Source organism: Clostridiales bacterium, assembly GCA_015243575.1.
Taxonomy (GTDB): domain Bacteria; phylum Bacillota; class Clostridia; order Peptostreptococcales; family Anaerovoracaceae; genus Anoxybacterium; species Anoxybacterium hadale.
Genome location: CP042469.1, coordinates 4879465 through 4900950, shown reverse-complemented (window position 1 = coordinate 4900950; position 21486 = coordinate 4879465). Strand labels below are relative to the sequence as shown.

Sequence of the window (21486 nt, the reverse complement as noted above, 5' to 3'; positions counted from 1 at the left end):
GGAGCTCATGAAACTGTCATAGATAATCTTACCCTTGAAGGGAAGTAAAACGGTTTCAATCTGCACAGGCAATTTCCGTTGCAATGTGCATGCTGTTTTTTCATCGTCAATCCGTGCGCATCACTTCTTGTACTTCTTGCAGCTTCCGCTCGGGCACGGATTGTTGCGTTTATATTATAATCTGCATGCGCGTGCTTGTAAAGCCATAGCTCCTTGGACAAAACCTTCGTTACTACCTTCTGAAAATAGCTTTAAACTGCCTTCCTGAGATCATCAACAGAGATCAGGAAGGCCCATTTTACCAACTCTGACTTTCTGCGCCGCAGGACAAGCAGATCAGTTCAAATTGATAAGGACAGCCGCCTTTATTTCTAAAGGTTACGACTGTCCTCAGGGCATCAAGATTGTAAAGTTACGACTGTCATCATAGCATCTAACATTGCTAAAAGGTAATTGTATTGCCTTATTTCACAATTGTTTTAATAAATCTTTCTATAACCGCTGCCACTTCGGCTCTCGTGGCGTTTTCCTGAGGAGCAAAGCTGCCTCCGTCTCTGCCGGTTATCACCTTTGTTTCCTGGCAGTATTTTGCGCCATCAGTCGCCCAGGATGAAATCCTTGGGCTGTCAGTATATCCGAGGGAAACTCCAGAAACATTCGCCTTGTTCAAGAAGTCTGCAAAGTTCAGCATAATAACTGCCATTTGCTCACGGGTTACCTTCTCCCTTGGCGCAAACCGGTTTTCTCCCATACCTTTGATAATCCCCTGATCATTTGCCCATGCAACATACTTGGCATAGTAGTCGTCTGTATTCACATCAGAGAAAGTGCTTGCTCCCACAACGCTGTCCGTTCCCAAACCACTTCCATCCTCCGAAATGCTTCCGTAAGAGCGCTCATAAAGTCTGCCGATTACCGTTACAAACATCGCTCTTGTCATGCTTTCATTTGGACTGAACACATCTTGGCTTGTCCCAAGGAATAGTTCACGCTCTGTCACGAAGTCTATGCTTGGTTTCGCCCATGCAATCGTATTATCCGTAAAATTCTTCGGATTTTCTCTGAATGCTACGGTTTCGCCCGTAGGTGCAATATATTTATACATATTTCCCGCTATTGCAGAAAACCCGATGTAAATTCTTCCGTCATTTTTCTTGTAGTAAGGAAGCTCGGTATCCTTTACAAATACAGCGCTGATTTTATGGGCTTTGCTGTCTGTGAAGGTGTATTTTTCTGTTGCGCCGATGTTCTTTCCATCAACCAAAACGTCTGCTATGACATATCCGATATCAGGAGTAATCGTAACTGTCTTTTTGTCCGTGCCAATTATAATCTTTCCGCCCCCGCTTTGCTCGGCAGTGATTGCGGAGGATGTTGAACTGCTGCTTGAACCTCCGCCTGTGTTGCCCCCTGGATTAGGTGATGACGTTGTATATGCAATGGCATAGGTGGAGAATTTCTTGACTGTCAGCTTGATGGTTGTGTCGTTATCAATCAGCGCCAGCTTTTCGCCATTATTTTCCTCAGTTGTGATCGTATTGACTGCCGCGCCGTGATAACGGTATACGACGTAACTGCTTTTGCCTTGAAGGGCGGCAGGAAGCGGAATATACACGTCGATTAAGCTCGGAAGCTCAGTCAGAATGGCGGATTGGGAGGCGATTTCATCTCCGCCGCTATCCTTCACCGTCTTTTGCACCGCTAAATCAAGGAAAATCCCCACGGTTCTTCCGTTTGCTGTCGCGGCAGCGGAAATGTTGCCTGCATTTGATGCCGTGTCATCCCTTCTCTCAGCGGTAAGTTTTATTTCTACGGAGCCGCCGTTTGTTACAACACCATTATCGTCTGTTGTTACCCCCTTGTCATTGTCCGTTGCAATGCTTGAAAATTGCCCGTCGAGATTGCCCACAACAATCCTTGGTGTCTCGCTTCCCGTTACCACAACGACGCTGTTTGTTTTGCCTGCCGGAAGCCGTATGGTTCCCGAGGCATAATCGCCATTGCTTACCGTAATCACGGTTGTAACGATAATACCGTCCTTCTCTACCACAAGGTTATATGTCCCATTTGGAACACCTGTGATGAGGAAAGTACCGTCGGCACCCGTCGTAACAGTACTTCCTATTTGCGTATCCCCCTGCATAAGCTTCACGCTTGCACCCGCTGCATTACTGCCGGAATGGTCCTTCACCGTTCCTGAAACCCCATAGGTGTTTTCTGCCCACTGGGCATAAAGGGTTACCGTTGATCCCGCTGCTTGAGACGGTATACTGCTGCCGGCCGTATAGGCTGTCCCGCCGCCGTTTGCCGCTGTATTCCAGCCGGCAAAAGTGAAGCCTGTTCTGGCAAAGCTGTTTACAGCAACAGTGGTAGCTGTGCCCACGTTTGTGGTTTGTGCCGAAACGCTGCCGCTAGTTGCTTTGTTGCCGTTGTAGGTCACAGTGTAGGTTTGTACCGCTGGTTGTTGAAGGTCGATGTTGCCCGAACTGATATCATCAGGAACGGTGATGTTTTTTGTGAAGGTTCCCCCGCCGCTCGGTAATATCACTGTAATCGTATAACTGCCATTGGGAACGTTATTCATGGTATATTTCCCATCGTTTCCTGTCGTTGCAGGATTTGGAGTACCTGCATTCGGTGTGAGGGTAACGGTTGCCCCGGTAACAGGATTGCTGTCCTTGTCTTTGACCGTGCCTGTCACAGTATAGGTGTCGGTTGATCCGGAACCCGTCCCGGGCAGCTTGGGGTTTTGAATGCCGCCGACGCCTTTCAGCGTAGGAAGCGGCGCTTGATACCACAGCTTGCCATCCTCCGGGTAATCCCACGCTAAACTGCCTGCACTCCCAAACCAGGTACTCCAATCCTGGGCCGTGTTCTGGGCCACAGTCAAATTCTGGCCGTGTTCATTTGTTTTGGTGCCATTAAAAATAAGCTGATCATTCACTTTCAAATCCGACCGTGCATAGGAATTCGAGATGGCTCCATTACCCTGCGCCACGCGCGTCGTTGTGTTATGAACATCAATGGTCGTCGTGCTAACGGACAGACCCAGAGAAACACAGTTATCTAAGGGAACGATCATCTTAGGTATCGTAGAAGTCCACGACCTAACCCAACCCGCTATACCACAAGAACCACTGTAAGTATTGCTACCATAGGAATATACAGATTCACTGGCAACGATATTACCAATGTTGTAGCAGCGATACATAGCAGAGGCACTAAAAGCAGAAGAGTTATGTATGGCTCCAACAATACCGCCCACTGCGCCCAAACCGGATATATTGCCAGTGTTATAGCAATCTTGAAATATCGTATTACTGCCTTGACCTGTAACACCACCGACATAGGTATCCGTGCCGCTGATTTCACCGGTATTGTAGCAGTTTTTCACCGTACTTCCTGAACTAGTACCCACTACACCGCCGACAGACGCATAACCATTAATTTTTGCCGTATTGTAGCAGCTTTCCACTGTACTGTAGTCGGCAAAGCATATAATACCAGCCACACCGTAAGTAGGATTAATAATATTAACGAAGCTATTAGTCACACCCAGGTTCTTTATTATTGAGTTAGTGATTTTGCCAAACAGACCGCCGCGGTAATTTTCACCTACTATATCCTTGAGATACATACCTTTAACGGCGAACCCGCCGCCATCAAAGGTACCCTTGAATTCCTTTAAATTTTTCCCGATGGGCGTCCATTCTTTGGCTGTAGTAGTCGCATCAATCACTGCTATGCTCGGATTAAGATCGATATCCGCCGTCATCTTGAAATGTTTGTCGACACTGTAGTCAGTGGTCGTGTTGACGTTCGAGGCAAGCATGGCAAGGTCGTAGCTGTTCGCGATCAAGTAAGGAGACGCCTCTGTGCCGCTGCCGCCGCTGTAGACGAAGCCGGGGTCACTGGTTGGGATGATTCCGTTCCAGTCGGTGGAGGGTCCAGCAGGACTATCCGCCGCAAACACGATGTCTTTACCACTTTTCGCAAGGGTTTTGCCTGTTACATTTATAAGCACGAACTTGGAAGCATCTGCGTAGTTAGCCTCTGTCGCTGTCGCAACAACAGTGCCTGCATCTGTATTTAAAGGATATGCGGCATTGAGTTTAATGCTGCCGGGTGCCCCAGTAAGCGCTCCTGTAATCGATACCCTTTTGCTTGTCAAGGAATTTACGTTAACTGTGAGCGTCGGGTCGCCGGAGAGGTTCAATATACTCGTATTTACATAACCAAGTTCCCCGCCAACTATGTTTGAAGTACCCGAAGAGAGAATAGAAAATAATCCCCCTGTTGATGATATTGTACCACTGGAAATGTTGACTTTTCCATCGACATGCGTACTATTGATTGCGTAGATAGAGCCAGATACCGTCCCCTCGGAAACGGTAACACTGCCACTATTGTCATTACTGATCGCAATTGAGTTTGAAGTAACTGTCCCTCCGGCAACAGTTACGGAACCGGTGCCGTTGTTCCAGATTGCATAGCTGCTTCCATCGGAAGACACCGTTCCACCGGAAACAGTAACACTACCACTATTGTCATTACTGATGGTAACACCGGCAGAAGTTACCGTTCCGCTGGAAACAGTGACCGAACCGGCGCCTTTGTTCCAGATTGCTCGACTGCTTCCAGATAATTGTCCGGTTGCTCCTGGGCTTGTATCTTTGACCTCCAGGCTTGCCGTATCTTTTAATTCAATGGCAGCTACACCTAAATCGCTTGCACCTGTTAGTCTGTGGCCGTTCAGGTCAAGGATTAGGTTTTTGTCAGTGATGGTCTGACCGCTTGCAAGGGTAACATCTGTTTGAAGTTTAATTGTATCGCCACTTTCAGCCTTACTAATAGCACCACCAAGCGTTTGATACGTTGCATTATCTGCACGGTCTGCAGAATCATCTACAGCGTTAGAGGATACAAGTAGTACTGCTCCAATTATGACGCCACTCTGGTTTCCCTCTGGACCTTCTTTAGTACCCGGGGATTCTGCATATACTCCCACCGGGAATAACCCTACCATCATGGCGCATACCATTAATATTGCCATGTACCGCTTGCCTTTTTCTTTCATGAATCTCATAAAGGATAACCTCCATCTTTTTTAGGACTTAATATAATTAATAAATATCTCTACACTCACTTTGTACTTGCCCATTACGTGTATTTATTTCTATCTTAGGTTATATTAAATTGGATTTTTGCAGTAACCTCTCCACAATTACCGCGACCTTTTCCCTTGTTTTTGTTTTTTTCATGTTATATTCTCCTCCACCATTGGCTAAAACAAGTTATTTTTTCATCTTGCATCATAACACAAAGACGAGACAAAACCCGTTTTTGGGGTAATTGCCATCATTTTAGGGGTAATTGCCGATTTTTGACGAAAAAAAGCAACTATCAGAGGTAATTGATAGCTGCTTACGACATCTTTCATTGTATATTGTTTCAATTCGCATTGAGTACGATTTGAGTGATAAATTTTCCGTCTGATACCGAGAAGCCCGCCGTGCCGTCGTAACGTTCGGCAGTGTAAAGGATGCTTTTTGTACCCGTACCACCGCCCTGTTTTTGTGTGGTGGGGAGCTCATCATTAAAGACGATGTCCGTTAGACAGGTGTTCTCCACTTGCAAACGCAAACGGTTATCAATAAATTTTGCGGTGACGCTGATCTCTTTTTCGACTTCCTTTGCTAAGCGCAAACAACCCTCCAATGCATTTTCCAAAGTATTTCCAAGCACACAGGTGAGGTCGATGTTATCGATGCCGATGCTTTCCGGTATACTTGCACGAAACACCGTCTTGATCCCTTCCGCTTCTGCCCTGCGGGCGTAAACGTTAAAAATGCTGTTGGCAATTGGGTTTGAGCAAAAGGAGTTGGCATTGTGTGCATCCAGCGCAGCGTCAAAGCTTTTCATGTAAGTCTTAAGCTCGTCCGTATCACCGCTCTGCAGCATCCCCATAATGACTGCGTTGTGATGATGCATATCATGCCGTTGCTGAAATACCAATGCTGCTGTCGCTTTCTGGCGGGCAAGTTCTGATTCCCACAGTTTCTCTTGCTGTGCCATAAGCAGCTGCCGCTTTTCCAATGCGTATTTTTCAACAATGGCATTAGCTTGTATATACAAGAGGTAATATACCGCCAAAAACAACAGATAGACAGTGATAATAATGAATCTGAACCAATTATCATTATTCCAATACCAATAGGGCGCCGGATAGTATAGCACCATGATCTGCATGATTAAAAACATCGACGGCACCAACGCAGCTGCGCGCCATTCCTTGTCCAAAGCATCCACCAGCCGGCGAAAACGCAGGCGCACAAATTTGAACAGGAATGGAAGAATTACTAAATATATTACCAAGCGAATGACGATCCGTTCAAATACGAAAGCACTCCCCTCCGAATGCATCGCTAAGATATCACTGATATAGCTTATAGACACATAAATATTAACAAAGGTTAGAAAACTGAAGAGTGATACGAAAAAATTATCATCGGAACAAATTAAAAACCACGAAAGCTCTATCATCAGAATTACAAATATCGCAAAACTGTCTACCGAGTCAAAGCCATGTCTAAATAATTGATAACACAGGAGGCTTATCCCGCAAAGCATCACAAACAATCCTGTTACGACTCGATTTTTGACGGGCTCCCGAAAACGCATGACAGAGGATGACAACAGTGTAAAGCCGATAACAGATTGCAAAAATGAGAAAAATACTAAAACGTTGTACAATCCGCCTCCTCCTTTCTTCGCATTATCCTAGCACAAAACTGCTCAAAAAACTGCTTTAGGGGTAATTGCCATCATTTTAGGGGTAATTGCCACGTTTTAGTCCTCAGGGAACATTTGGAAGCGCAGAAACTCCGCTTTGAGCTTCTGATAAGCGCGGTAGGGGTATGCCAGATGCTCACCGGTATCAAAGGTTATGGCGTCCTTGGAAATCTGACGGATGTATTTGAGATTCAAGTTGATAGAAGCACCGCACCGGACGAATAATTTGTTCTGTGAGAGCATCTCAAAAAGTTCCGAGGCGGTCATACGCACCTCTAGCTTCTTCCCTTGAGTTGTGTGAATGATCTGGTAGTTGTTTCGTCCGGTTTCGGTAAAAACCACATTACGCGGGGCAATCCTGGTAATTCCCTCGGATGTCTTGAGGGTAATAGTATGACGCCGATCCGCATTGATACGATGAAGAATCTTATCCAATGACGAAAAAATTCCTGATTCTGTATATGGCTTAACTAGATATTGTGCTGCATTCACTTCAAAAGCATCAATCGCATGATCCCTAGATGTGGTAAGAAAGATGATTTCACAGTCATCTCCAAGGTTCCGCAATTCTCTTGCCGCCTCTGTACCAAGAATGCCTGCCATATAGACATCAAGAAGCAGCGCATCAAAGCCTCCATTCTCAGCCACATAAGATAACAGTTCCAAAGGAGCGGCGTAGGAATGTATTGTTATTTCATATTGAGGGTGCTCTTGTATGTATCGTGTAAGCAAGCTGCGAGCACGCTCGATTTCTTGCGGCTCGTCGTCACAGATTGCAATGTTAATCATTCTGCCTCTCTCCCTTGATCCATATTTCATTCCAAACTCATAATAATTCCGTGGAGCTCTTATTCACCCCCGTTCAGTATTTTCATTCTTTTCTTATAGTCAGGCATAATGCTCCCAACTTTACGCCAAAAGGATCTATCATGATTCATATGATAGATATGGCAAAGCTCATGAACCACAATATAATCAATGAGCTCCATGGGCAACGTTACGATTAAATAATTGTAAGTAATCTCTTTTCTGGTATTGCAGCTGCCCCAGCGATTGCATATTTTGTCTATTTTTATTGATTTGGGCGCTACTCCCAATGCCTTTTGATAAATTTCCGTTCTTTCTTTCGTAACCTGTTTGCTCATCCTAACATAGAACTTACTGACTTCCTCTAATATCTCTGTTTCTGTTAATATCACTACTTCTGAAAACCGATCAAAAGAGATCACTTCCTCCAGAGGTACCATTGCTCCCAGATATCGGATATATTGCTTCCTTATTTCTTCCAATTTAATCCTCTAAAATTTACTTCCATTTCGCCAAAGACGCTCTGTCCTTGGTAACATAATCTTTTAACTTCTATTTTTATATTTTTCATATAAATCTTGATAATTTGATCTTCTGATCAACCACTTAACAATTTGTACAACCTTAATTAGTTTTACTTACTAAATTAGAATCAATGAATATCTCTCCCTCTTTTACATTGTACTTTTCCAGAATGGCTTTTTTTTCCTTCTCTGAAATCGTTTTGCGGACAACAGAATAATTATCTTTTGAAGTGGTTTTAATCCCTTTTCGGACCAATGCTTTATTGATACTACTCCACTCTGCCTCGGTAATCATCTCAAAGATTGGAGTTACAGGATTAGTATTATTAAAAAAAGCATCCGTCGATTTTTTATCCAATACAAAACGTCCCTGCTCTGCCAGTATAATCATCTTTTCAACTGTATTAATGTTTTGCATGATAACTGTTTTTCTATTCTGCAATCCTCTAATATGTTGCGCGATGCCATTATATTTCTCCAACAATGGTATAAGATTTGAAAACTTCGTTTTGTCAAACGCTACAACATCTACCATTTTAATTCTCCTAATAATAGTATTGATTATATCCTGCCTGCGTGAAGTGAGATAACTATTGATTGCTACATCCAAGTCTTTAATCCTTTTTTCAATGAGCTCAGACTCTCCAATAACATCTGACATTTTTTTATTTCCCACAAGACTTTTGTAATTGATTCTGAGCCCGCTCCAAAGATGATACATCTCTTCAAAGGAATCAATTCCGAATTCATTAGCTTTTTTGTCGGCTATTTTCTTAAATTTCCAGAATCTCGGTTGATACTTGAATTTTATGAAAATAATACAGGGTTCATTTTCGAATTCAACGGTACCAAATTTTTGATTCAGCAAATAATCAAAAACATCATCATTTTCCATTTTTTCTACAAGCTTTAGATCATCATTGATAATAAGATTCAGGTATTCTTTATATCTGCTGTCTGATTGCAATGATTCTTTTTCTTCTATGTATTTATTTTTTAATTCTTCATGCTTGGTAACGATATCATCCAGATTCATTTGGTATTCCTTTTCCAGAGAATCTATCCGACTATTATCAAGAGGATCTGGTATGGTTTCATCCAATATATTCTTTGACTCGCTATCGATTTCCTGTTCTACTTTCGATTTTTCAGACTCGGGAAGTTTCAATTCGTCCATGGTTTCAGCATATGCTTTCATATAGAAACTCAGACGGTCATTTAGCTTTTCATTTTGATTGTCCATACCCTCACCTCCTTACTACTCCAATTTCGGAGAAATATTCTTTCCTGTCAAGATACCATTTTTGTCATTCCACAGTTGCTTCCATTCAGTATAGCCAACTGCCTGAGTTGACTGGTAATCCCAAACGGTTATAGATGTGTCGTATTTTTCATGTTTTTTCCCGACAAACACGTTACTATTAGTAATACCAAGGGGTGTATACTTTTCAATAGTATAGTAGAATGAGTAAACGTCATATGGTACAGAAATCATTTGCGCCTGCCCATTATCTTTTGTAACCTTTCTGGTTTTTGTCACAGGACGCGTCTTTGTTACTGTCTCATAAATATCTTCCTGTTGATCCCCAACTATTCTGCTCCCTACGTATTCTCTTTCGGTATATGTTTCAGTGTCCTCATATGTTTCTGTTTCAATCCATTGGCGAAATTGAGGATTGGGTTCAGTCACATAATCTGTACTTCTTGTATAATATTGATCTGTTATGATTGTGTAGTATTGTTCTTGTAGTGAATTCCAATACTCATCAAATGTATCAATCGATGAATCAGTGGCTGCTAACAGCGTAGATTGAGACAAATAATTTTGTTTCACTGCCTGTAACTCATCAAGAGTGAAGGTCCCCTGGTCGGCAATTGTATATGAGTTCAACGCATCCAATCCGTTTGTAAATCTCGTTGCATTATCACTGATTGCGATAAAGTACTGGTTTGCTTTATTTTTGACAGAAGCATTTTTTCCCTTTGACTGTATAATCTTAAGATTGTCAAACCTTGATTTCATACAATCGCCAATAGAATCTTTATATTTATGAAATGTAGAATATTGTGAAATTAAATATGTATCAATGGAGATAACACTTGCAATATCAGCGTTTAAACTTTCTACTTTTTTCTCGAGCTTGGTAATTTCATCTGGGAAAAGAATTTTTTCATTGTTGCCAATTTGAAATTTTTCTAATACCTTATTGATTTCCTCATTTTTTAACTCTTCCCTGATGGCGTTTAATTCTGTAATCAATTTTTTGCTGCATTCTTTATCCTGATTTAATTGGATATTATACAGTTCAAAGTCCTTATAAAGTTTGGCGTTTTTCTCCAAACGTTCAGATATTTTATCGATTGATAAATCAATCTTTTCTATACGAGATTGAGACTCAGAAATGTATTTTTCAGCAATTTGCGTCTGATTCAATAAAATAGCTCTAGGAATTAATAAAATAAAAAAAACAGAAATCAAGACTACTAAAAAAATACCTGCAGCCTTTTTCGGATTTCTTTTATAAAACCATCCAAGTCTTTCGCGTAAATCTAAATTTTTTAACCGTTGGATGTCAGTCATTTTTCCCCTCACAACTTTCAGACTTATTTATCCAACATCGCAAATATAGATGTTTCAATTTACTTACCCATTTTGGCTTTCAAGTCAGCAAGCTTATCATCTATTGCAGTATTTTCATTATCTTCCTTAAAACTTTCAAATTGTGCTATCAGTGATTCTCCATTAAGTTCATCAAAGGCATCAGCTTCTGCAATCATCTTATTAACTTTCTCCTCCATACGAGCGAAACCTTCCGTAGAATCACTGCCGGAAGCTTTTGAAGAAACCTCTGCAAGTTTTTTCTTAGTTTTGGCATTTGCAGCTTTTGTTATTAGAAGGTCTTTCTTACTCTTTGCTTCATTAATCTTATCTTCAAGCTTTGAAAGTAGAGTTTTAAGATTTTCTACCTCTGCCGCTTGGCTATCCAGTTCAGATTTGAAGCCGTCACGAGTTCGCTCATAATTACCCTGTTCGTGAAGAGCCTTCTTCGCCAGTTCGTCGTTCTCCTTTTCAACAGCAAGCATTGCATTCTTTTCCCACGTATCAACCTGTTTTTGAGCTTCCTCATACTTACTCCGTGTTATATTACGGGCGGCAATAGCATTTGCAACCATAGCCTCAGTTTCCTTGTACTCTTTATTCATATCTACTAGATATTTTTCGAGCATAACCTCTGGGTCTTCAACCTTATCTATCAGCGCATTGATATTTGCATCCAGAAGATCTGCAACTCTTTTAATAAGACTCATATAATTTCTCCTTTTCTGTTTATAATTTACAGTTCATTATATCATGAATTTCCAGCAACAGCATTAGTGATTTCTACAAAAAAAGACGTGAAGCTTTCCCCTCACGTCAATAGACGAACCCTTTTTACCAATGACTGGAGAACATCTTATTTTCCCAAAGCTCATCAACCAAAATCACTTCATCCAGAGGTTTCATTGCTCCCAGATATCGGATATATTGCTTCCTTATTTCTTCCAATTTAGTCCTCTAATAGTTCCTTCCATTTCACCAAAGATGCTTTGTCCTTAGTAACGTTAATAAAGGATATATTGTTGAATTTGACCAGCTGCTTTTTCATCTTGCTCGCCATTTTTAGAACGTCACCATTCTTTGTGGTGCTGCTTCCCTTAATAATTTCATACAAGGAAGCGTCATTGATCAGGACTGTAATTTCCTCATCCTTATATTCTTCCAGCTTCAGCAACATCGTAAGAATAGAATGCAATCCGACAATCGCCGGTTTCATATACTCTGAATAAATAGATTCCTTCTTAACAGGAATCTCATCCTGAAACAAGCTGTATCGTACTTCAATATCTTCTCCCTCGTATAACATTGGGAATGCAGCCAAATATACTTTTATCATTTTACTCCTCCTCTGGAAATGCAGATTTCTTCCATTCATTTCAACTCTATTCCAATTGCGCTATAATGCTCCTAATTTTTCCACATACATCTCATAAGTCATCTTACCTAATGCAAATTCCATCATCACCAGATACATTTTTTCACTTTTTGTATATGGTCTATTAATGCAAAGATTCAGTAATTCCATCTCATTTCCCATCGGGCTTAACACATTATTTCTCTTTGAAAACGCCTCATAATAACGTATGCCAAATCTTCTTTGTGAAATCGCATTCATATGAATTCCATCTGGGTTACAGGTTAATTCTTCTGCTGTTACGAAGTACGTATTGTTCTGTTCTGAAGCAAATTTTTGTAATTCATGATTTACCAATTCGTATTCCGTACAATTCAATCCAAAGCCTGATTTTCCCAAGAAATCACCCAAACCACCAATAACGAGTGGAACTTCTGGTACATTCAGTTCGTATCGTAATGTTTCTACAATCAGCTGAAATTTTTCATAGTATGACTGATAGCTTCCTCCGGAACTATCATTTTCGCCCTGATGCCATAGAATTCCAATCAGTTCGCTATCCTGCATTGCAAATTTTGCCTGACTGACTGCATGTTTAAATAATGTTTTATCTACCGCCCAATCATTAAGCAGACTTCCACCTTCTGCACATGGAACGAGTCCAATCTTTTCTTCTTCATTTTCCATACACCACATTGCTGCAAAAGAGCCTGCAAGACCGATACCCGAGACGGGTCTATCATAGTTTATTGGCTCTGTCATCATTTGCCATCTGCCATTACGAAGCATTTGAATTCTCTCATTACATATCATTGGTACTTCATCTATAAATCCACGGCCAGCCATGTTTGACTGTCCAATCATTAATACTGATTTCATTGTTCTCCTAACTTATATAGCTTAAACGATCAATGCAAATTCTAATTGATACATTGATTTTTTAGTTTGCATTCTATGATTTCTTCTCCCAGCTGCGAATGCGCATTTTCATCTCCTCGATCCCAAGAATGCCATATGCAAAGCCTTTTTTCACCAGCTCCTCCGGTAAGAATTCGTCGTACTTTTCAAATAGCGGAATCTCACCTTTATAGATCAACTCCATCGGGTCTAGAGGCTGCTTTTCCATCTCAATTAAAACCTTGAAAAAGTCTTCTCGCGTCGCCTTCATCTTGAACTGAATGAAATACGGTCTTGAGGAATCAAGAGCAGTGAGCCCCAGTTGTGGTGCACATTTTAGCTTAATAAATCTCTCCAGCGCTAAAAATGCATAGGAACCAAGCCACGGAAACAGACACCACATATCACCGCCAAGACAGATGAGTGACTCTTCTGTCATATTGGAATTTCTGGCAGTATGCCTTGCTTCATCAAGCCTCGTCACAGCGTTCTTCATCAGGTAAGGGTAGACCATATTTTCACGCAGAACATCCCTCATTCTTTCAAGAACCCTTGTGTTAATATCCCCCGGACATTGTCCGAAATATGCAGGAACTTTTCCCTTCACCTGCTCACAATACACCAGATGGCGTTTGTGATCAACCTCTTCAACGATCCAGACATGTCCGGCAAGGGCTATTTTTTCACCCACTGGCGGAGGCATGACGATTGTGCCAAGCTCTTGTGATTTGCTTCTGACCGTGTACTCTTCATTCTCCTTAAACACGGCATAGAACTTATAGGAATTTGTTTGCCGTTCTCCCGCAAGGCCTACGATCAGCCCGCCTTCTTCCGTTCTCTGGATATGCTCTATGCTGATCAGATGCCTTAAAAGCAGTTTATAATCGTCCTGCGTAATTCTATGAAAATAGCTCAAAGAAAGCACCCGGGATGCAAGCCCCGCTGGAGACATTTCCCCGCTGGAGGCCAGGGTACACATCGTCTGATGATACAGCAGGCTATAGGGAAGCCGGTCCAGCTTAGGAGGCTCAACCCATCGTTCCTGCACATAGAGCTGAATGAGGGCGACTCCTTGCAGCAGCATCCATGGAATCGTTGCCGGCAGCATTGCTCTTGCCTCTGGAACCTCTTCTCGAATGACAAACCACATTTCCGGCGGCAAATCTCGTCTGCCGGTACGCCCCATTCTTTGCAGAAAGGAAGACACCATAAAAGGTGCATCGATCTGAAAAGCACGTTCGAGCCGTCCGATGTCTATTCCAAGCTCAAGGGTTGCTGTTGTGACAGTGGTTTGGTATTGTTCCTCATCCTTCATAACAGCTTCTGCCGTTTCCCGGTAGGAGGCCGACAGATTGCCGTGATGAATCAAGAATCTGTCTGGCTCGTGCTTGGCTTCACAATACTGGCGGAGCGTTGTTGTAACAGCCTCACACTCTTCTCTTGAATTTACAAACACAAGACATTTTTTACCCCTGGTGTGTTCAAAGATATATCCCATACCGGGGTCAGCGTTTTGGGGTGCAATATCTGACTTCATATCCAAAACAGGCAATGCTTTCAGAATGCCCTTATCCTCTGCCGCATCTTGTGCCAAACCTTCCGCCGAATCATCAGTATGCTGCGTTCTCGGTCCACGACGCTCCTCATTGGCAGTGTTGAAAAAATGCTCCATCGAAAGCCGCCATTTTGCTCCTTTGGCCTCAATCTTTGGAATGACTGTGCCTCTTCCTGTACCTGATGACAAAAATGCTCCTGTGCTTTCCAAATCCCCAATGGTTGCAGAAAGTCCGATCCTCCTTGGATTCACTCCTGACAGTTTGGAAAGTCTTTCAATCAAGCACAGGGTCTGGCCCCCTCTGTCACCACGCATGAGCGAGTGGACTTCGTCTATCACAATGAATCTTAGGTCGCCGAAAAGCCTTGACACATCTGCATGTTTGTGTAACAGCAAAGCTTCCAGAGATTCGGGGGTAATCTGCAAAATACCGGATGGACTTTTTAATAGTTTGTTCTTGTGAGACTGGGCAACATCTCCATGCCAATGCCAAACAGGGATATCTGCTTCCCTGCACAAATCATTCAGACGCATGAACTGATCATTGATCAGCGCTTTCAGAGGCCCGATGTATATGGCCCCTACCGATCTGGGCGGCTCTTCATGAAAGAGTGTGAGAATCGGGAAAAATGCAGCTTCTGTTTTGCCTGAAGCTGTTGATGCGGACAGCAGAACATTCTGGTCTGTATTAAAAACTGCATCCCCTGCCGCAACCTGGATTGCGCGGAGGGCTTCCCAGTTATTCTGATAAATAAAATCCTGAATAAACGGCGCATATCGATTAAAAATATTCATACCTGTGTCCACTCCCACAATCCCAGCACATTAAGGAAGAAGCGCTGATTCATTCAGTACTTCCATAAAATCAGATTCCTAAATCTCAAATTCCTCAAACTCTTTTTCCAGTACCTCATCATTAATTTCTGTCTTAGCAAATTCAAATGATTCAGAGCCCAAAAGCTCGGCAACATTGATATTTGGGTTTTGGCAGACGATATTCAGCAGTTCTATAAAATCGCGGATCACCTCACGCGGTGTAATATTTGTCTCAGCACCAATTCTACTAAATTCAATTTTAATAAAATTGATCATATCCTCCTGGCTTAAGGCTTGCTCATAATCAAAGAGGCCTGCATGAATATCGGCAAGCTTTTCAATCAGAACCAGCATTTCCTCGTAAGTAAGGGGAGAGAGCTTGATTACCGGTGCAAGCACATCCTTCATATTATCACGTCCGAAGCGCCCATCTTCAAGTCGGGATTTTAATGCCTCATAGCTAAAAACACCGCGTCTCGTATCCTCGATGCACTGTGGTGTTCCACCCATTATGATGCCTAGATATCTGGCCTTTCCCTGAAGTGTATCATTGTACATCGTCAGGATTTTTTCATAGTTATACTGCCGTGTAATGCTGTTCGGAACCTTATAAATATTTACAAGCTCATCAATCAGTATAAGAAGCCCATGATATCCAGCTTTCTTGAGAAACATCGCAAAGATCTTAATATATTCGTACCAGTCGTCGTCTGTAATGATTATATTAACACCAAGCTCCGATTTGGCTTCCGTTTTATTCACATATTCACCACGAAACCATTTTACTACCTTTGCTTTGCTTTCATCGTCACCATTAAGAAAGGCTTTATAATATATAATTAAAAGCTTCGCAAAGTCAAAGCCATGCACCATTTCGTTCAGTGAACTGATTACTTCGTATATTTTCTTTTCAACCAGCTTGCTGAATTCACTGTCATGAAAGGACAGGCCACTTTCAGCGGCCACTTCACTTTGGATATTGCTGATCCATCTGTCAAGGATAAGTGTCAGAGCACCGCCTTCGGGTCTGGTTTTGGTGGACATATTCTGTATGAGTTCCTTATAGGTAGCCAGCCCCTGTCCTTTTGTTCCCTGCAGCCGTCTTTCAGGAGAAAGATCAGCATCTACTACTACAAAGTTTTTATCCATAACATAATTTCGTATGGTTTGCAGGAGAAAACTTTTTCCGCTGCCGTATTTGCCTACAACAAAGCGAAAGGATGCTCCACCATCTGCAATAATATCAACATCGTGCAAAAGAGCATTGATTTCGGTTTCTCTGCCTACTGTGATATAAGGAAGGCCGATTCTTGGCACAACTCCGCCCTTCAATGAATTTATAATTACAGTCGATATTCTTTTCGGAATTTTTACCATTACGAGATCCTCTCTGTTACAAAGCAACGACTCTTTTGTTCTTTGGAAGAAAAAAGAGCCATCCCCAGGTCACACATGTCACACAATAATTTCTTTCAATTCAGCCTCATAATCTTCAATCAATTCCGGATTTTCACCCTCAAAAATGAGCACTGTATCGCTGAAAATATCAAAAATCTTTTCGTTTATAGAATCAATGAGTACGGAAAGCATAAGTCCGTTTGATTTTATCAAATCACTATAATCTTTGCCATATAACAGACATTTCATAAACTCGTACTCTATACTGCTTAAGTTTGCAGCATCTTTCTGGGATGCAGCATCTGCCTGAGTTGCTGTATCTGCCTGAGCCTCTGTATCTGTCTGAGCCTCTGTATCTGCCTGAATTGCTCTATCTGCTACAGGCTCAGGAATCATGATTTTCTCTGCATCTTCAACAATCAGCTTATTTTGCGTTTCAAGGGCAGTTCTTCTAATCGTCTGCAGCTTCGAAATGTCAATTTCAATTTTGGGAACCGACTTTTTCTTCTTATCTTCTAATAAGCCCCTTGTTACCTTCTGGATGATATCCTGATAAACCTTTATGACCTTGTCCACCTTCAAGGTGGATTTAAAATCATACTCCTGCCTCATTATGAAGTCTATCGTTTTCAAGAGTTCACCAATATATTTGTTTTTATCTTTGAGGAAGATAAATCTTTCGTAGGTCCATTTTCCATCTTTACATCTATATTTACAAATAGCGTTTATTTCATAAACGCAGTCTCTGTGCTTCTCATGATTATAAAAAACGGCCGCGTTAAACATCACATAGGTATCGACTGCTATTTTTCCGAAGAATTTTTCGCATATACTGTTTTTACGGTTTTTATGATAGTACTCTGTAAGCTCACTAAAAACATGATACACTACATGCTCAACATCATCGGAATATAATTTGTAAAATCTCGAATTCTCGAGATTATAGGATGATAAGGTGTTAAGTGCAGAAAAAACTTCGCTGACACTGTGCGAATGACAATTGATCAGGGTTAAAACTGCATGATCATAATGAATGTCTGTAAAATCTTCAAGCAAGTGTTTTTCCAGACCATTAAAGATCACATAGTCCTTTAGCCAAAGCTTAATATAATGGCTAATCTTAGGGTCGATATCCTTATAATACTGCCAGAAGTCCTTAATCTTATAAAAGCCTTCCTCCGCAGTACTGACACCGATTTGCATTAAAAGCTCATAAATATAAACAAAAACAAAAGAAAGTGACGTTTTCTCTATGATACCGTCACGAACTTTGGTTCTCCATGAAAAATATCCACGTAATTGCTGGTCAGTCATGTACCGATAGGTTGGAAAATAGCTCTGGAATTCACCGTGATACTGGTAGTCATCCGTATGATCTTCCATGAATTTTCCTTGTTCATAAAAGATTTGCGCTGCATCTGACGCATAAAAAACAGGGCTTGATTTTACTAAATTTCTCATTTCACGATACTTGGGCGGCGTATAATTAGCCATTTGTGCTGCTGTTTTCAGGATCGGCTCATCCCTGTATATTTTCGATACAGTAGAAGCATTATTTGTAAACTTGTTATTGATTGTTTTGATCAGATTCTGAATATCAGCCATAGGACACCACCTTCGCATTTATTATATCATACGTGCAAACCGTTGCTCCGGTTTGCTACACACCGATACAATGAATGCCTTAATAAGCAAATTGAATGAATTTGCTTCCTTGATTTGCATTTATTATATCATAAGTGCAAACCGTTGCTCCGGTTTGTTACACACCGATACAATAAATGCCTTATCAAGCAAATTGAAATGAATTTGCTTCCTTGATTTGCATTTATTATATCAAAGTGGTGTTGACTTGACAATTTGATATTGAGGAAGAGGGGATAGACTGCCTATCAGGCTCCGCCAAGAGTCGGACCTGTCTTTAGAAATGGAATTTCTTTTGTTTTAGGTCTCCCGCTCTTTCGTTTCGTTAGGTAAATTTGACGAAACTGGCGTCTCCGGATAGTAAAAGGATGGCATCCATCCCCAATAAAAAGGGAAATATAATTGATAATAACTTAAAAAGTATTTTATTAAAGCTGAGTAAGACTCTTCGTCGTACTTTCTCAACCGCTTGTCTTTTCTTGCTTTCATGTTGTTCTCCTTGTATGTTAGCGTTGTACCATTTGTCTAATGCCTGAAATCATTACATTCTATTTGGTTAGTTTTGACTAACCAAGGCTTAAAAAAAATTTGACTTCTCCACCCTCAAATTTCTTCTTTATGTAGCAACGCTAAATCGTTGATCTCTCTACTATCTAAATTATAAGCTTAAATTTCAATAAATAAAAATATATTATAATGTATATATGCATAAGTATTTATATATGAATCCAAACAAAAAAAGCAAGCCAATTTACTGCTTGCTCTTTTGTTATCATTAAATTGTTATATTAAAATATTGTATTACGTATTCTCGGAAATTTATTGCAGCTTTTGAAAAATATCGTTGTTCTTTCCATGCAAGTCTCAGAATATTTTTAAAGTTAATCCCTTCAATCTCAAGTAAAACAACAGGCAACTCCTTTTTTTCATCCTCAGAACATGGTAGAAATGAAACACCAAGCCCTGCTTCGACCAAATTAATCACCGCTGTAAACTCACTGCACTCACAGATGATATTGGGTACAAATCCATTCTTTTTGCAAAGTTCATCACAAAATTCTTGCTGACTATAATTTGTTTTTAATCCGATAAAAGCTTCATCTTTCAAATTCTGAAAAGAAACTGTTCGGTAACCAGCAAGGGAATGTGATGCTGGTACTGCTAAATAAATGTCTTCCTCTGCTAATTTCACAGTAGAGAAATTAGCGTGCTCATCAATCGTATTGATGAAGGCAAAATCGATTTCATCTTTATTTAGCAGATGGAATTTCTCTCGATCATCACCTAACTGTGTAATATGGAAGTTTACTTTTGGATGAAGAGATGCAAAGTTGCCGATTAAATTACCGAATTCTTTATTCAACGATGTAGTTGCAAAAGACACAGAGCCCATTTCGCTGCCAGACAGATCGGATATCTCCTGCCGCCCTTCGTCAACTTCTTTCAAGATTCTGTTAGCCCGTTTTAAAAATGCTTTCCCATATTCATTCAAAACAATATTACGTCCTGTCCGATTAAATAAAGGAACTCCCAAATCCGCCTCCAACTTAGCAATCATGGCACTTAAGGCAGGTTGAGCGATTTGCAATACATCGGCAGCTCTTGTCATATGCTGCATGCGGGCCACAGTTTGAAAATATTTAATTTGCAGCAAGTCCATAGAGCTCCTCCTATTAATTGTTTCTGTTATTAATTTATTATATCAATAATTATTTATTTATCATACAGTATTATTAGCATGGATAATAGAAAGTTCTTAGCCGATTGCCCTTTGAATTAATCGTGAACCGAGCTAAAAGGCATTTTCACAATCAATAAGGGAAGGTGCATAATGACACGAAAGCCGCCCTCATCACGGTTCTCCACCCTGATGGTGCCATGGTGCGCCTCTATGATTCGTTTGCAAATGGAAAGTCCGAGGCCGGCTACCTTTCTGCTTTTATCTGTCGTGTAAAACGGATCCAAAAGAAACGGCAGCTCTTCCTCGCTCGCTCCGGTCCCATTGTCTGCCATTTCAAACTCCACACCTGCTTCTGCAGGTCGGATTCTTATCATGATGTGAGGATCATCTTTCATGAAACGAAGGGAGTTCGCTATCAGATTCCCCGCAACACGTCTCAGTTTCATGATATCAATCGTCACAGTTCCCGGTGCACATTCATTGATTACATCAAACTGAACGCCCATGTCCGCCAGCTCATCCTGGCATTCAGCCCGCAGCAATTCAGCAAGTTCTGCAAAGGAACAATTCTGAAAAGAATATACTTCATCGACATTGTAGCTTAAATATTCATCGAATTCGTTGATCATTTCATTGATACGCTGTGCCTTGGAATAGATAATATCCATATACTGCGCTTCTTTTTCGGGAGGTAGTTTCTTTCCCATAATTCTTTCCGCGTATCCCATAATGGATGTAAGCGGCGTCTTGATGTCATGCGAGATGCCGGCAATGAGCTGATTTTCCTTTTTCTTATCCTGACGAATTGTGTCCATCAGGGAAACAAGCTTCCTCTGAAGTAAGCCAATCTCATCACTGCGCTTGACTTGCAGAAGGTCCGTTTGGGAGCAATGCTCATACTCCTCCATCTGGTGTGCAAGAAGTACCAGTGGATCTACGTATTTTCGAATAATTAATATACTGGACACGATTACCGATAAAATCAGCAGGATTAGTTCAATGATAAGAACCTTGTGTACCAGCGAGTCCAGAATCAGTTTTCGTACGCCAAAATTCTCTGCTGCCTGAACCACATAATTTTCCTGTCCAGCTTGTACCGGGCGAAACTCAGTTAAAACACCACCGCGCTTCACAAAATGATCTGTCCGGAACACTGTTTTGCCGCTCATATCTACAACTCTGAAGGATAATTGATCCCGGCCCGCTTCTTTGTTCAATGCTTTTTCCAGGTGATTGAGATCCAAAAAAGGGGTTTGTGCGGCAATTCCCGCAAGACCTTCGTCCATAGAGTCCTGAAGGCTGCGAATATTTTCAGCCGTTTGATAATTCATAAAATAATTGGAGGTCAGATATACTGCAATCAAGTTGAACAGGATAAGTATAAACATAAAAAGAATATATTTTTTTCTGATGCTCATA

At 41.3% G+C, this 21486-nt stretch carries 15 protein-coding genes; all 15 read right to left on the bottom strand.

Annotated elements, in window-relative coordinates:
* Positions 1–463: 463 nt before the first annotated feature.
* Positions 464–5086, bottom strand: a complete 4623-nt coding sequence (locus FRZ06_21465) for a hypothetical protein (GenBank protein QOX65732.1) — start codon at positions 5084–5086, stop codon at positions 464–466.
* Between the two features lie 365 nt (positions 5087–5451).
* Positions 5452–6753, bottom strand: a complete 1302-nt coding sequence (locus tag FRZ06_21460) for a GHKL domain-containing protein (protein QOX65731.1) — start codon at positions 6751–6753, stop codon at positions 5452–5454.
* Positions 6754–6849: 96 nt separating this feature from the next.
* Positions 6850–7611, bottom strand: coding sequence for a response regulator transcription factor (locus FRZ06_21455; protein QOX65730.1), 762 nt, complete (start codon positions 7609–7611; stop codon positions 6850–6852).
* Positions 7612–7640: 29 nt separating this feature from the next.
* Entirely contained in the window at positions 7641–8039 is a 399-nt protein-coding gene (locus FRZ06_21450) for a M48 family metallopeptidase (protein ID QOX66041.1), read from the bottom strand.
* A gap of 184 nt (positions 8040–8223) precedes the next feature.
* Positions 8224–9366, bottom strand: coding sequence for a hypothetical protein (locus FRZ06_21445; protein ID QOX65729.1), 1143 nt, complete (start codon positions 9364–9366; stop codon positions 8224–8226).
* 15 nt (positions 9367–9381) lie between these two features.
* Positions 9382–10704: a hypothetical protein gene (locus tag FRZ06_21440; protein ID QOX65728.1), complete on the bottom strand. Its 1323-nt coding sequence runs from the start codon at positions 10702–10704 to the stop codon at positions 9382–9384.
* 59 nt (positions 10705–10763) lie between these two features.
* The gene (locus tag FRZ06_21435; GenBank protein QOX65727.1) at positions 10764–11432 is read right to left on the bottom strand and encodes a PspA/IM30 family protein; all 669 of its coding nucleotides are present in this window, start codon (positions 11430–11432) and stop codon (positions 10764–10766) included.
* 239 nt (positions 11433–11671) lie between these two features.
* On the bottom strand, positions 11672–12058 hold the full coding sequence (locus FRZ06_21430) for a hypothetical protein (protein ID QOX65726.1): 387 nt from the start codon (positions 12056–12058) through the stop codon (positions 11672–11674).
* A gap of 60 nt (positions 12059–12118) precedes the next feature.
* Entirely contained in the window at positions 12119–12955 is an 837-nt protein-coding gene (locus FRZ06_21425) for a sialate O-acetylesterase (protein QOX65725.1), read from the bottom strand.
* 73 nt (positions 12956–13028) lie between these two features.
* Positions 13029–15323, bottom strand: coding sequence for a DEAD/DEAH box helicase (locus tag FRZ06_21420; protein QOX65724.1), 2295 nt, complete (start codon positions 15321–15323; stop codon positions 13029–13031).
* A 78-nt stretch (positions 15324–15401) separates the two neighbouring features.
* The gene (locus FRZ06_21415; GenBank protein QOX65723.1) at positions 15402–16721 is read right to left on the bottom strand and encodes a biotin carboxylase; all 1320 of its coding nucleotides are present in this window, start codon (positions 16719–16721) and stop codon (positions 15402–15404) included.
* Between the two features lie 78 nt (positions 16722–16799).
* Positions 16800–18365, bottom strand: a complete 1566-nt coding sequence (locus FRZ06_21410) for a hypothetical protein (GenBank protein QOX65722.1) — start codon at positions 18363–18365, stop codon at positions 16800–16802.
* 321 nt (positions 18366–18686) lie between these two features.
* The gene (locus FRZ06_21405) at positions 18687–18875 is read right to left on the bottom strand and encodes a hypothetical protein (protein ID QOX65721.1); all 189 of its coding nucleotides are present in this window, start codon (positions 18873–18875) and stop codon (positions 18687–18689) included.
* A gap of 286 nt (positions 18876–19161) precedes the next feature.
* A complete protein-coding gene (locus tag FRZ06_21400; protein QOX65720.1) occupies positions 19162–20046 on the bottom strand; it encodes a LysR family transcriptional regulator in 885 nt (294 codons plus the stop codon).
* A gap of 116 nt (positions 20047–20162) precedes the next feature.
* Positions 20163–21485 (bottom strand): HAMP domain-containing histidine kinase, encoded by a 1323-nt coding sequence (locus FRZ06_21395; protein QOX65719.1) that lies wholly within the window; start codon positions 21483–21485, stop codon positions 20163–20165.
* Position 21486: the final 1 nt, after the last annotated feature.